Raw genomic sequence first — 14,279 nt, forward strand, 5'->3', positions numbered from 1 at the left:
GTAAAGGGAACAGTTAGGTGCATTGTTACGTTATCGTCAGTTAACATCGATTTTAAATTAAATGATTAATAATCAATACATTAATATAATTAACTTCGTTAAAGCCCTGACCGGAGGGCTGTAGTAAAGCACTGCTTAATTTATTTTACTACTACAATTATTCATGTTTGAATGATTCTCAATTACATCAATGCGGGTGATTCTTCTTTCCCGCAGCGACTTAACGTCACGCCACTGCCGCAAAACGGCGGTAACGTGATTTTTGCGTCACGGACGACATCTTTGCGGAATGAACACCAGGTTGACGAACATGCGCCACAAGCGGCCTCTGCCCTTTATATTGTCTTGCCCTCCAACTCTGCTCGCCGCCCTTTATGGACTGAGCACATGTGCCGTCCAGGCCGCGACGTCCACGGATACGCTCACGGTCACTGCAGCAGAAAGTGAGAAGAATGGTTATCAGGCCACCAGCAGCAGCGTGGCAAGCAAAACCCCTACCGCACGTCTGGACGAAGCCCAGTCGGTAAGCGTGGTCACACCGCAGCAGTTGGCGGACTATCAGGTCTCAACGCTCAGTGAAGCCATGCGTTTTGTCAGCGGCGTGGCCGAAGGCAATACGCTGGCCGGGACAGAGGATGGTCTGGTACGCCGCGGCTTTGGCAGCAACGCGGACGGGTCCATTTACCGCGACGGCGTGCGCAGCAGCCAGGGTCTTAACGTGGATGCCACCACCGATCGGGTCGAGGTATTAAAAGGATCGGCTTCGCTGCTCTACGGCATTCAAAACCCCGGCGGCGTGATCAATATTATCAGTAAAAAGCCCCAGTACGACTGGCATACCCGACTCAGCGCGCGCGCTGCAGGGGAAGGCGGCGGCGCGGGCACGCTGGACGTGACCGGCCCGCTTGGCAATGGTTTTTCGTTTCGCCTGATTGCTGAAAAGCAGAATCAAGATTATTGGCGCAATTTTGGCCGCGAGAAACACACGCTGCTCGCGCCGTCACTGCAGTGGTTTGGTGAACAGGCTAGCTTCCTCGTTAGCTTTACCGATGAGCATTACGATATTCCCTACGATCGCGGCACCGCGTTTATCAACGGCAAGCCCATCAACATCGGTTACACTCAGCGCCTGGATGACAACGCTAATCACGCCTGGGGCCATAACCAAACCCTGAACGCGCACTATGACTGGCAATTTAATGACAGCTGGAGCACGCGCCTGAGCTTTGGCTGGAATCAGCGTCGCTATGACAACAATGAAGTCCGCGTGACGGCGGTGAATCCCACTACCGGTGTTGTCACACGTCGCGCCGATGCCAACCGCGGATTCAACCACAAAACCGAATACGTTGCCTGGGATGTCATCGGCTCGCCACAGCTGGCCGGCATGACGCACAACCTGGTGTTGGGGACCGATTACGAGATGAATCAGACCTATCGCGCCCAGCAATACCAAGGCAAGGCGAACACTGGCTTTAACTTCTTCGATCCGCAGTACGGTATCGCGTTTCCTGTCACCAACGGCAGCACAGAGAACCGCGCCAACGCTAACAATCTTAACCGTATACACAGCCGTTCGGTGTATGCCAAAGACAGCATTTCCCTTACCAATGACTGGATCGCGGTGCTCGGGGGGCGTTATCAACATCACGAGCAGCGCGCCTCAAAGGGCGTAGATCCGGTGGTACAAACGCTGGACAGTGCGGGCAACACGTTTCTGCCACAGGCGGGCTTGATCTACAAAATGTTCCCCACGGTCTCTTTGTACACCAGCGTGAGTCAGTCTTTCACCCCCTCAACCGAGATGGACGACAGCGGCAACGTGGGTAAACCCGAACAGGGCACGACATGGGAAGTGGGCAGCAAATGGCAGGTTACGCCTGCGCTGTTTGCCAGCGTGGCGCTCTACCGCATTGATGAGCGAGACATGTCGCTCAACATCAACGGCACCACGCGCGCCATTAACAAAGCACGCGCCAGCGGCGCCGAATTTGAGCTCAACGGAGAAGTGCTGCCGGATTGGGATGTGAGCGCCAATTACAGTTACAGCCTGGCCGAGATCGTTGATGATGGCGTCAACGCGGCCAACAACGGCAACCGTCTGCAGAACGCGCCACGCCACGCGGGCGCGCTCTACCTAAGCCATACCTTGCGCATTAATGGGCTACCCGGCGACATCCGTTTAGGCGGCGGTGCCCGCTATGTAGGTACCCGCGCGGGCGATCCAGAAAACAGTTTTACCCTACCGCATTACGTGGTGGCCGACAGCTTTATCGCCTGGAATAGCCGGGTGCTGGGTGAGAAAACGCAGCTTAAACTCAATTTGAATAACCTGTTTAACAAGCACTATTACACCTCCAGCGGCGGCAACTTGCGCGTGCGTGAGGGCGAAACCCGTAATGTCATGGTCGAGGCCAGCGTTGAATTCTAATGTAATGAGGCCGCGCGTATCCCGCTCTGCCCGAATGACAATGTGGGTACGCATTATCGTTTGCGTTGCCGTACTGCTCAGCGGCACAGCGCAGGCGAAAACCGTGACCGATATCGATGGCAATCCGGTGGTGATCCCAGACCAGCCACAGCGTATTGTACTGGGCGAAAGCCGTATGCTTTACACCCTGGCGCTGCTTGAGCCCAACGATCCGTTTCGCCATGTCGTGGGCTGGCCCCAAGATTTGAAGAAATACGACCGTCAGACTTGGGATAGCTTTGCCCGCCGTTTCCCACACATGTCTGCTATTCCTTCGCTGGGCGCGGGCGGCCCCAGCGCGGTTAACCCAGAGCAGGTTTTGGCGCTGCGCCCGGATGTGGTGATCCTGCCGAGTCTGGCCCGCTACGACGAAGACGATCGCCGCTTGCTCAGCATCCTCAAAGCCGCCGGGATTCCGGTGGTAAAAATCGATTTACGCGTTCATCTGCTCAAGAACACCCGCCGCAGCGTCGCGATTCTGGGCGAGGTGCTGAATCAGCAGGCGCGCGCCGACGCTTTCAACCGTTTTTACAGCGCCCATCTGCAAACTGTCGTACAGCGTCTGGCGCACTATTCGGGCCCGAAACCGTCAGTGCTGTTACAGTTGCATCTGGGACGGCGTAACGAGTGTTGCGTCACGGCCATTAATGGAAGCTTAGGTGAGCTATTGAATGCAGCGGGCGGGAACAATATTGCCAGTGCGACCCAGCACGGCGTATTTGGCCGCTTGAGCGAAGAGGCGGTGATTGCTGCGCAGCCGGATTACTACTTTGCCACCGGCTTCAGCGACAATGCGGCAGAAGGTTTGCTCAAGCTCGGCCCGGAAGTGGCGCCTGAGGTAGTGTTGCAAAGCTTTCGCCAGCTTACGGCGCAGCAGAACGGCCTGCGCAGTCTCGACGCGCTGCAGAAGGGGCACGCCGGCGCTATCTGGATGAATTTTTACCTGAGCCCATGGCACATAGCCGCCGTGGAGTTTATGGCCAAAACGCTCTATCCCGAACTCTTCAAGGATGTGGATCCTGAACAGACGCTTAGGCACATTTTTGACACCTTTCTGCCTATACCTTATAGCGGCACCTATTTCCTTACCGTGCCCGCCAAGTAATTCATCAATAACCGGAGCGCTAACCGCTCCGGTTATTGCCAGCAAGCTAATCAATAAAAAGCGGTAAGTCACTCTTGTTCTGATATATTCTGTTTGCACATAAAATAATGAGAAAAAATAAGCACCGCATGGCTTGTTATTATTAACTCTGCCACTAATCTTAATCATGCAGCACACGATACGCGCAGAAAAACAGTGCGTAAAATATTGATATCGCATAATGAGGACATATTATGGCCGAGCATAGAGGCGGATCAGGTAACTTCGCAGAAGACAAACAGAAAGCGTCTGAAGCAGGTAAAAAAGGTGGGCAGCACAGCAGCAATGGCGGCGGCGGAAACTTCAAAAACGACCGTGAGAAAGCCTCTGAAGCTGGAAAAAAAGGTGGTTCCAGTAGCCATCGCGGATCTTAATCTGCGTCGCGCACTGGCGTAACCGATGGGCAGGGACGCCCGGTCAAGCTGTTATTTTTATCAGCAAACTTTATTGTCTCTATTTACTAAACTCTCCCTCCCCGCTTTCTTATTGAAAAATATTTCTGGCACCCTTCTCCTACAAATAAATATTCCCCAGACGCGTAATTTATTCCTTACGTTTAAAAATCCAAAATGACCACGTATGATAAATAATAATGAGCGGCAACAAGATCAGCATCGCTATAACAACAACGCGTTGCGTGACGGGATTTGACGCCGCAGAATCCATTGCCAGCTGTTCCGGCAGCAGCCAGGGATACAGACCGGCGGCGAGTGCGACCATCATGCCGCCAATCAGCGCCAAGCTTAGCATCAACGCCATGACCATCGCTTCCCGCCACAGCGCGAGGCCTTGCGCGATCAGCAGGCCCGTGACGGCGCAGAGCGCAATCATTCCCGGCCAGCGCTGGGCACTGATGCGCCACAGCGTAGGCTCCAGCAAAATAACGCCCAGCAGGCATGCGATCATCACTATCCACCAAAACCCAGCGATAAGGCGCGCCCGCTCTTCTATCGGCTTGCCGATACGCCAGCACATCCAGCAGCATCCCATGAGTAGATCCAGCGCCACCAAGCCCGCGCCACAGAGCACCGGCACTAACGACGTATCCAGTACGATACCCACTGGCGGACGAGAAATCAGCACCTGGCCGGCCAGCCAGCCAGGCAGAAAAGAGGCTCCAAGCGAACTCAGCATCAATAAGCGATCGAGCCAGCGTTGGCCGCGCTCACCGACTTGCGCGCGGTAAGAGAGCGCCAGCGCGCGCGTGAACAGCAGCAGTAAAAACAAAAACAGCGGTACCATCAGACGCTGCAACACCTCGCTATACAGCGGCGGAAAGAGCGCCAGCATGCCGCCCGCCAGCAGCACCAGCCAGGTTTCGTTGGCATCCCATACCGGCAGCAGGGTGTGCACCATCCATTTTCGCACCTGCGCATCGGGAAAAACGCTGAATAACATCCCGACGCCGAGGTCGGTGCCATCTAACGCCAGGTACATGAACAGGGCAAATAACAACAGCACAGCAGAGAGATCGGCCATCACATTCCCTTCCTTATGCCGGCGTTCGCACGGATTCTGCCACCAGCTCGGCGTTCGCAGCGGGCAGCGGCGCGCTAAAATGACGCAGCAGGAAACGCAGGCCGAACAGAAAACTCATGCCGTAAATCAGGATGATGCCCATAAAAATGCTCAACGTGGCGCCGAGCGAAAGCGGGGAAAGGCTATCCGCGGTACGCAGAATGCCGTAGACCGTCCAGGGCTGGCGGCCCATCTCCGTGACAACCCAGCCAGACAGCAGTGCCATGAAGCCAAGCGGCGACATCCAAGTCAGCAGGGCCAGCGTGCGCGGTGAGGTAAACAGGCGTCCGCGCCAGCGCTGCACATTTGCAATCAAGCTGCCCGCCAGCAGCACCAGCCCTATTCCCACCATAAGGCGAAACGCAAAAAACACCGGCAGCACCGGCGGCAAATCTGTGGCGGGAAACGCGCTTAAACTTTTAATGTGGCCGCTGAGATTATGGCGTAGATAGAGCGAGGCAATCTGCGGCACAGCAAGCTCATAATCGTTACGTTGTAACGACTGATTGGGAAGAGCAAACAGCCGCAGCGGTTCACCTTCTCCCGCTGGCGGTGAGTGCCAGCTTCCCTCAATGGCGGCAAGTTTAGCCGGCTGATAATCGCGCGTATTTTCACCGTGCAGATCGCCCACAACCATCTGCAGCGGCACGGCCACCAGCGTCACGGTAAGGGCGCTGCGCAGCATCAAACGCGCTGCGCCTTCATGGCGGTTGCGCCGCAGTCGCCACGCGGCGACGCCCCCCAACAGCACGGCTACGCTTATCACCGAAGCCAGCAGCATATGGGCCAGTCGCCAGCCAAATGACGGGGCCGCCATCAAACTCAAGGCGCGGTTAGGCACAATTTGCCCGCCGTCGGTGAGGTGAAAATCCACCGGGGTTTGCATCCATGAATTGGCGGCCAAAATCCAAAAGGCGCTGATTATCGCGCCCAACGCCACGAAGCAGGTCACGGTAAAATGCACCTTCGGGCTAATGCGGCCCATGCCAAACAGCATGACGCCGGTCAGTGCGGATTCAAGGAAAAAGGCAATCAGCACTTCATATAACATCAGGGGTCCAATAAAGCCGCCCGCGACTCGCGAAAGCCCTGCCCAGTGCGTACCGAACTGAAATTCCATCACCACGCCGGAAACCGTGCCGATCGCGACCGTCAGCGCAAAGACCTTGAGCCAAAAGTGCAGCGCTTGCCGTGCTGCGGCGCGCTTGCCCCAGAGCCACCGCGCCTCAAACCACACTAAAAACGGCGCCAGACCTAGCGTTAACGCCGCGAGCGTAATATGCATGCCCATGGTGAGAGCAAATTGCGCTCGCGCAATCAGCAACACCCAAGCTTGATCATTCACGGGTGGGCTTACCGCTGTAGCGGGTAATGGGCTTCTCCTCGTCGCGCTGCATCTCCTGCGCGAATGTCTCCAGCCCGGCGAGCAGCGGCCGTACCGCTTGCCATAGCGATTCATCATTCAGCAGTTTCATTATGCCGCTCAGACCCGGCGCCGTTTTCTGCTGCTGTGCGGCCTCGCTGGCCGGTTTAATCGCCATCAGTGCTCCACGCATTGCCAGCAGAATATGATTAAAGCGTGCAGGCGGGATGGTGCTCAACATCATAAACAGCAGCGAAAGATTCTGCGCCGCGTTCTGGCTACCGGGACGATTCAAACCCGCAGCGATGATTTTACCGATGTCATTATTGGCTTTGACCACATCATTGGCCAGCCGCAGAAAACCGTGTTGATGCAGGCTTTCCAGCAGCGTGTTCAGCGCCTCATGCGCGCTGGGTTCCGTGGGCGTTGGCGTAGGTTGATACTCCAAAGGTTCGGCCATTAGCTTTTCTCCGGTGTCGTCACATGTTCGGGCGGCAAGCGATATTCCGGCTGCTGCCACTTTTGTTCAATCGGCAAATGGTCCAGCGGGGTACGCTGACCGTGGCGGAAGTTGTGCTGTGGAAGTGGATTGGGCTGCGGCGCATGGGCCCACTTGCGCATTTTGACGGCAATTTCTTTATAGGCGGGCGTATTGACGTCCGGATCGTGGTGATCGCCGGTCAGGCTATTCACGCCAGAGCGCCCGTGATGGATAGGAATAAAGAGTCCATTACCGGCCACGCGCTCTGTGACGACCACCGGTACCTGCAGCGTGCCGCGCCGCGACTCCAGCTCAACCCACTCTCCAGTTGTGAGCGAACGCTGCTGCGCCAGCGCAGGAGAAATCTCCACAAACCAGTTAGGCGAGAGCGACATCATGCGCCCGCCCTGTCCCGTTTGATTGGTGCTCTGAAAATGCTCCAGCATGCGGCCATTGTTGAGCATCAAATCAAACTCTGCGTCAGCCTGCTCCATTGGCGCACGCCATTCCAGCGGATAGAGCCGGGCTTTGCCATCGGGAAAGGCAAAACGCTCGGTATACAACAGCGGCGTGCTGCTGCCGTCGGCGTTAACCGGCCAGATTTGCGACTGCCATCCCACTAATCTTTCGTAGCTTACGCCTGCAAAGAGCGTGGCAATGCTAGCCGCTTCAGCCATGATGGCGCCGGGATTAGGGTAAGACCACGGGTGCCCCAAGCGGGCGGCAAGGTCGCACAAGATCTGCCAGTCTGGGCGGCTGTCACCCAGCGGCGCCATTGCCGGTGAGAAGTGCTGAATACGTCGCTCGGTGTTCACGTAGGTGCCCTCTTTTTCCAGATTCGGGCAGCCCGGTAGGACCACGTCCGCATACTGCGCGGTGTGGCTCATGAAAATGTCCTGTACCACCATAAAATCGAGCTTGCTGAACGCCTCATGGACTTTGCTGGCATCGGCGTCGGAAAACGCGGTGTCTTCGCCGATAATGTACATGGCACGCACTTTCTTCTCATCCGCGTGCTGCACCATTAAAAAGTTATCCAGACCGGGTTTAGCAGAGAGCGCATTAGCATCGACGCCCCACGCCTGCGCCCACTTCGCGCGCACCTGCGGGTCGCTGACTTTTTCATAGCCGGGATAGACGTTGCTCAGACAGCCAAAGTCACTGGCACCTTGCACGTTGTTGTGCCCGCGCATAGGGTAGCCGCCGGTGCCTGGTCGGCCATAGTTTCCGGTGACGAGCAGCAAATTAGAGAGCGCGGTACTGGTATCCGCGCCGTGGCTGTGCTGGGTGATCCCCATCGCCCAGAGGATGCAGGCACTGTCGGCGCGGCCAATCATCTCCGCCGCCTCGGTGAGCGCTGCCACCGATAAGCCGGTGACCTCACTGGCATACTCAAGGGTAAACGGGGCCAGCGACGCGCGATACTCCTCTACCTGATTCACGCGCTGCGCCAAAAAGGTTTCGTCGGCATAGCCATGATCAAACATGTATTTGCTCATCGCCGAGGCCCAGACCAGGTCGCTACCCGGCGCGATACGCAGATAACAATCGGCGCGCTCGGCCATTTCATGACGCCGCGGGTCAACCACCAGCAACTGCTGGCCACGATGTTTCAGACTCTGCTTGATATGTGAGGCGAAAACCGGATGATTTTCAGCGAGATTACTGCCCACCAGGACAATCAGCGCCGTCTGCTGGAGATCGCGCAACGTACCGGCATCGCCGCCGTAGCCTACCGTGCGAAACAGCCCTTCGGTTGCTGGATTCTGGCAATAGCGTGACGAGTTATCGACGTTATTGGTGCCAAAAATCAGGCGTGCCATTTTTTGCGTCAGGTACGCTTCTTCATTGCTGGCTTTACTGGAACCAATAAATCCAATGGCATTACCGCCGTGGTTCCGCTCTACCGTGCGCAATCCCTCCGCCACGCGGGTCAGCGCCTCATCCCAGCTGGCCGGACGGAAGCGTCCGTTTTCGCGGATAAGGGGTGTGGTAAGCCGATTGGGGCTGTTAATAAAATCCCAGCCAAATTTGCCTTTGATACAGGTGGAAATGCCATTCACTGGCGCATCAGTGACAGGCTGAATTTTTAGGATATGGCGGTCGCGCGTCCACACTTCAAAACTGCATCCCACGCCGCAATAGGTACAGACGGTCTTGGTTTTCGTGATCTCGACCTTACGCAGCGCATCATCAATCAGGGAGATACCGGTGATGGGCTCCATGCCGATGCTGTCTTCCATGCTTTTAACGAAATCGATCAGCGGACGCTTGAGATCCTCATCCATATTGGTGAACGGGCCCGCATTAGGCTGCATGGTCTTCTCCAGCAGCGCGTTACACGGGCAGACCGTGACGCAGTGCCCGCAGCTCACGCAGCTCGAACCGGCGATTTGCGTCCCGCCATCCCACAGCACCCGCGGATGATCGGCGCTGTAATCAATAGACAGCGTTTCGTTCACTTCAACGTTTTGGCACGCCTCTACGCAGCGTCCGCAGAGAATGCACTGATCGGGATCGTAGGTATAAAACGGATTACTGTGATCTTTGCTATCGGGTTTACGCGCGTAAGGATAATACTGAATGGGGATATGCATGTCCGCGACGGTATTGTGCAGCGTACAGTCGCCGGTATTGTGCTCGCAGACGGTGCAGTAAAGTTCGTGGCGGTTAAGAATTCTGTCCATCCCTTCCTGCTGCGCCGCTTGCAAAACCGCACTCTGGCTTACAATCTGCATGCCTTCTGCGCTGCGCAGGGTACAGCCTCTGACCTGTTCACCCTCCACCTCTACCCAACAGACATCGCAGCTTTGCAACGGCGGAAGCGCAGGATGGTAGCAGACGTGCGGCAGCGTTTTTCCTTGCGCCTGAAGAAAGTCAATCAGCGGCTGATCGGCCAGCCCCGTTAAACGTTCGCCATTAAATAAAAGCGTACAGGTTGCTTCACTCATTGATTGCCTCTTGAACGACACGTCATATTATTTTCGTTAGAAAAAAGCTGAACTCTTAGCATTATGCATTCAGCGTAGGCGTAATTTTTTACCCTGCAACGCTGGCGTCACGCTTAATTAAGCAAACGATTTCTTCCCTATGAAAATAATCATCGACTTACCGACTTTGTAACTAAAAATATTTCCGCCTCGCTTATAAAAAAATCGTTTGCACATTTTTTGACGTGACAAACGTCACATCTCTGCCAGGCTTAATTTACTCGTTCCACTGTATAAGGAGATAAGCATGTCCTCATTTACGAATAAAACCCTGATTACCCAGGAATACGCGAAGCCTCCTTTTAAAAAACAGCTTCAGCCTATTCCTGGCTTAGCAAGCAAAATGGAACCCCGCCCCGATCACGGCGAAACCAGCTATCGCGGCACGGGCCGCCTGACAGGCCGTAAGGCACTGATCACCGGCGGTGATTCAGGCATTGGTCGCGCGGTTGCCATCGCCTACGCACGTGAAGGTGCTGACGTTGCCATTAACTATCTGCCGGATGAAGAGCCTGATGCCGCAGAAGTGGTTAAATTAATCGAAGCAGAAGGCCGTAAAGCCGTGGCGATTCCCGGCGATATTCGCAGCGAATCTTTCTGCCAGCAGCTGGTAAAAGAAGCCGCAGAGAAATTGGACGGTCTGGATATTTTGGTGAACAACGCCGGCCGCCAGCAATTTAACGAATCTATTCTTACGCTTTCTACAGAAGATTTTGACGCCACATTTAAGACCAACGTTTATGCGATGTTCTGGATAACCAAAGCGGCCCTGGAATATTTGCCTGCTGGCGCGTCTATTATTAATACTTCTTCTGTACAGGCTTATGAGCCAAGCCCTGTTCTGCTGGATTACGCGCAAACCAAAGCCTCTATTGCTGCCTTCACCAAAGCGCTGGCGAAGCAGCTGGGCGAGCGGCAGATCCGCGTTAATGCCGTTGCACCGGGTCCGTACTGGACGCCGCTGCAAATTTGCGGCGGGCAGCCGCAGGAGAAAGTCGAGCAGTTTGGCGCTACCGCACCCCTGGGCCGTCCAGGACAGCCCGCTGAGATTGCGCCGCTGTATGTGACCTTCGCGGAGACCACCAACAGCTTCACCTCGGGTCAGGTATGGTGCTCAGATGGCGGCACCGGTACGGTATAACGCCGTTTGCGATAATCAACGCGTGGCCGCCTCCGGGCGGCCACTTGTCGTTTTGCTGACAGGGATGATGCATGAATAATCAACGACTTCACTCACCTATGCGCGAAAACGGTTTTGCCCGTTTAGGTGACTATGCCGCGATTGGCGAGGGCCGCTCAGTGGCCCTGATCGCACCTGATGGGGCCATTGATTGGTGGTGCGCACCCAATCTCGACTCGCCGCCGCTGTTTGACCGCCTGCTCGACCCCGACATTGGCGGTTTCTTCCAAATTGAACCGACCCAATCCTACCAAACCGAACGCGCTTACCGTGCGGACAGCAATGTGCTGGAAACGCGCTTTATCACTCAACATGGCAGCGTGTTACTGACAGAGTCGCTCAATAGTACGCTGGCAGGACGCCTACCGTGGAGTGAATTGGCGCGACGCGTGGAAGGGCTGGACGGCGAAGTTGAACTCTGTTTAACACTGCGGTTCGGCACGCTGGCAGAAACCTGTTCGCCTTGGTGCGATCCCACTGAGCAGGGCAACGTCTGGCATATTGCCGATCTGATGGCCATGCTCCGCACCAGCAACGATTGGCATACCGTGGAGCAAGATGATGAGCGCATTCGCGCGCTATTGCGTGTTACGGCAAAGCAGCGTTCGCTGGTGGCGCTGCTGGTGACCGAGCGCGAACCCCTTGCGGTGCCCGATCTTGCAGCGATTGATAGCCGCATTGAAACCAGCCATACCGCCTGGCGAGACTGGGCGCAAAGCCTGAGCTATCAAGGACGCTATGCCGACCACGTGCACCGTTCGGCGCTTTCGCTGAAATTCCTGTGGTACTCACCCACCGGTGCTCTGGCGGCGGCGGCCACGACATCGTTGCCTGAAGGTATTGGCGGCAAGAAAAACTACGATTATCGCTATGCGTGGGTGCGCGACGCCTGTTTGATCATCAAGTCCTTTGTTTATTTAGGCGCGCTGGAAGATTGTAAAGCGGCGTTTTCCTGGCTCTCCAAAACCATTATTCGCCACGGCACCGCGCTGCGTGCCTGCTATACCCTGGAAGGCGGCATCGTTCCCGCCGAACGTTATCCCACGCTGCGTGGGTATCACTATTCGCAACCCGTGCGCGTGGGGAATAACGCCCGCGATCAGGTACAACTGAGCATGTATGGCGATATGCTGGCGACCGCCGAGCTGTTTATTCGCGCCGGTCACATTCTCGATCTCTCCACGTCACGCATGTTGGGTGAGCTGGCCAATCACTGCGCGGATACCTGGCGACAAAAAGACAGCGGCATCTGGGAATTACCCGAGCAGCAGCACTATACGCACTCGAAAATGGCCTGCTGGCTGGCACTCGATCGCGCCGTGGCGCTGGCTGAAGCGCGCCATATTGAACCTACCTGGCTGAGTCGTTGGCAGCGTGAGCGCGAACGCATTCGTGATTGGATTGAGACGCACTGCTGGAGTGACGCGCATCAGGCGTATCTTTTTTATCCCGACAGTGATGGCGCTTTGGATGCTTCACTGGCATTGATGCATCGCTACGGCAACGCGGTGGACAGATCGCGTATGCAAGCCACCTACCGCGCTATTCGTGAGAAGTTGGGCCATGGCAGCCCGATGTTGTATCGCTACAGTGGCGTAGAGCAGGAAGAGAGCACCTTTATCGCCTGCTCTTTTTGGCTGGTTGAAGCGTTGGCCGCTACAGGCGAGCACGCGCAAGCCGAGGTCGCCATGGATGAGATTCTTAACAAACTGTGCCAGCGCGGCAACGTTGAGACATTCAATGAGATGTTTGACGTCCGCAGTGACGAGTGGCGCGGCAATATGCCGCAGGGGTTAAGCCATTTGGCGTTGATCTGTGCAGCGCAAGCACTCTCTTGAGCGGGGTCCGGCCCGCTCAAGCCGGTAGGTGGTGAGCGGGGTCCGGCCCGCTATGCCGGTATGGCTATGAGCGGGTTCCGCTCGCTAACCCTGCGGGAGTTCCAGCCGCCCCGCTGCGGCGTACGGGCAAAGGGCAGGTTCTGAGCGGGTTCCGGCCCGCAAAGCCGGTTTTTACTGGACCCTGAGCGGGGTCCGGCCGCTCAGTCGGCATTGCTCTGAGCGGGTTCCGCCCGCTAACCCTGCGGGAGTTGCAATCGCCCCGCTGCGGCGTACGGGCAAAGGGCAGGTTCTGAGCGGGTTCCGGCCCGCAAAGCCGGTTTTTACTGGACCCTGAGCGGGATCCGGCCGCTCAGTCGGCATTGCTCTGAGCGGGTTCCGCCCGCTAACCCTGCGGGAGTTCCAGCCGCCCCGCTGCGGCGTACGGGCAAAGGGCAGGTTCTGAGCGGGTTCCGGCCCGCTATACCGGTATGACTATGAGCGGGTTCCGCCCGCTAACCCTGCGGGAGTTCCAGCCGCCCCGCTGCGGCGTACGGGCAAAGGGCCGAGGGCGCGGCCCTTTGCAATCCGCGCCCTGCGCCAGCCTGCGCTGTTCCCTCACTCCGCCGCAACGGCCTCACGGACCGCGCGGATTCGCCATCCCTGGCTCATTCCGCCCTCTCAGCGGCATCCATGCCGCTTCGTCCTGGCCGTCACGCTCCGTTCGGCGCTCCGGATGGCGCTCAACACCCCCGCCTGTGAGAGCCTTTTTCTTTTTTCTGTGTGGTGCTGTCTGGGGGGCTGTAAACAGGTCTGCGAAGAAAGCGGCTGGCTGGAAAAAACAGAAGACAGAAGGTTTCTGATGAACACCGCGCGGGCGGGATGTTCCTTAAAAGTCTTTTCAGCCACGCGCTGGCGTCTACGGGCAAAAAACGCGAAAGAAAGGTTTTTGCTTAACGCCCGCAGTCTGAATGCACCTTAAAAATCTTACCGCCGCGCGGCAGCTGCGAAAAAAGTCATGGCTTGCAGCGGGGGGTGTGAAGCGCCATCCCCACTCGCTGAACGAGGGAGGCCTTCCAGGATGAGCCGCATGGATGCGGCGAAAGGCGGCGTTGAGCAGGAGCGAATCGACGCCGGTCCGTCAGGAAGGCTGAGGGAGTGAAGGCACCGCGCAGCGGCGAGCGGGGCTGGCGCAGGGCCGGGGAGTGCAGAGGGCGCGGCCTGGCGCCCTCTGCTCGGTCGCCGCAGCGCGGCAAAGGCACCTGCCAGTGCCATGGCGAACGAAAGTTGCACCGTGCTAGCGCCAGCGAGAAATCACC

9 protein-coding genes are annotated in these 14,279 nt (G+C 56.8%); 5 read left to right on the forward strand and 4 right to left on the reverse strand.

Annotated features, from left to right (window positions below; translation table 11 throughout):
- The first annotated feature begins 310 nt into the window (after positions 1 to 310).
- From LU196_RS14755 to LU196_RS14765, 3 genes are all read left to right on the forward strand, one after another.
- Positions 311 to 2,431 (forward strand): TonB-dependent siderophore receptor, encoded by a 2,121-nt coding sequence (locus tag LU196_RS14755; protein ID WP_232760523.1) that lies wholly within the window; start codon positions 311 to 313, stop codon positions 2,429 to 2,431.
- Between the two features lie 34 nt (positions 2,432 to 2,465).
- Positions 2,466 to 3,575, forward strand: coding sequence for an ABC transporter substrate-binding protein (locus tag LU196_RS14760; RefSeq protein WP_370641004.1), 1,110 nt, complete (start codon positions 2,466 to 2,468; stop codon positions 3,573 to 3,575).
- A 233-nt stretch (positions 3,576 to 3,808) separates the two neighbouring features.
- The gene (locus LU196_RS14765) at positions 3,809 to 3,988 is read left to right on the forward strand and encodes a general stress protein (protein WP_232760526.1); all 180 of its coding nucleotides are present in this window, start codon (positions 3,809 to 3,811) and stop codon (positions 3,986 to 3,988) included.
- 169 nt (positions 3,989 to 4,157) lie between these two features.
- Here the strand turns inward: LU196_RS14765 and LU196_RS14770 are convergent, their stop codons facing one another.
- The 4 genes from LU196_RS14770 to fdhF are packed head-to-tail and all read right to left on the reverse strand — an operon-like array spanning position 4,158 to position 9,927.
- A complete protein-coding gene (locus LU196_RS14770) occupies positions 4,158 to 5,093 on the reverse strand; it encodes a cytochrome d ubiquinol oxidase subunit II (protein WP_232760528.1) in 936 nt (311 codons plus the stop codon).
- A 13-nt stretch (positions 5,094 to 5,106) separates the two neighbouring features.
- Complete coding sequence (locus LU196_RS14775) at positions 5,107 to 6,477, reverse strand: cytochrome ubiquinol oxidase subunit I (protein WP_232760529.1); 1,371 nt, start codon at positions 6,475 to 6,477, stop codon at positions 5,107 to 5,109.
- Complete coding sequence (locus LU196_RS14780) at positions 6,470 to 6,955, reverse strand: DUF1641 domain-containing protein (RefSeq protein WP_232760531.1); 486 nt, start codon at positions 6,953 to 6,955, stop codon at positions 6,470 to 6,472. Before LU196_RS14780 ends, LU196_RS14775 begins: the two co-directional genes overlap by 8 nt.
- Entirely contained in the window at positions 6,955 to 9,927 is a 2,973-nt protein-coding gene (gene fdhF / locus LU196_RS14785; RefSeq protein WP_232760533.1) for a formate dehydrogenase subunit alpha, read from the reverse strand. The genes LU196_RS14780 and fdhF overlap by 1 nt, the downstream gene beginning before the upstream one ends.
- Before the next feature lie 286 nt (positions 9,928 to 10,213).
- Here fdhF and LU196_RS14790 point away from each other — a divergent pair, with 286 nt between their 5' ends.
- Both LU196_RS14790 and LU196_RS14795 read left to right on the forward strand, forming a co-directional pair.
- A complete protein-coding gene (locus tag LU196_RS14790) occupies positions 10,214 to 11,107 on the forward strand; it encodes an SDR family oxidoreductase (protein WP_232760534.1) in 894 nt (297 codons plus the stop codon).
- A 71-nt stretch (positions 11,108 to 11,178) separates the two neighbouring features.
- Positions 11,179 to 12,984, forward strand: a complete 1,806-nt coding sequence (locus tag LU196_RS14795) for a glycoside hydrolase family 15 protein (RefSeq protein ID WP_232760536.1) — start codon at positions 11,179 to 11,181, stop codon at positions 12,982 to 12,984.
- The last annotated feature ends 1,295 nt before the right edge of the window (positions 12,985 to 14,279 follow it).

The sequence above is a fragment of the Pantoea sp. Mb-10 genome (assembly GCF_021272205.1).
In the GTDB taxonomy this organism is placed as follows: domain Bacteria; phylum Pseudomonadota; class Gammaproteobacteria; order Enterobacterales; family Enterobacteriaceae; genus Pantoea.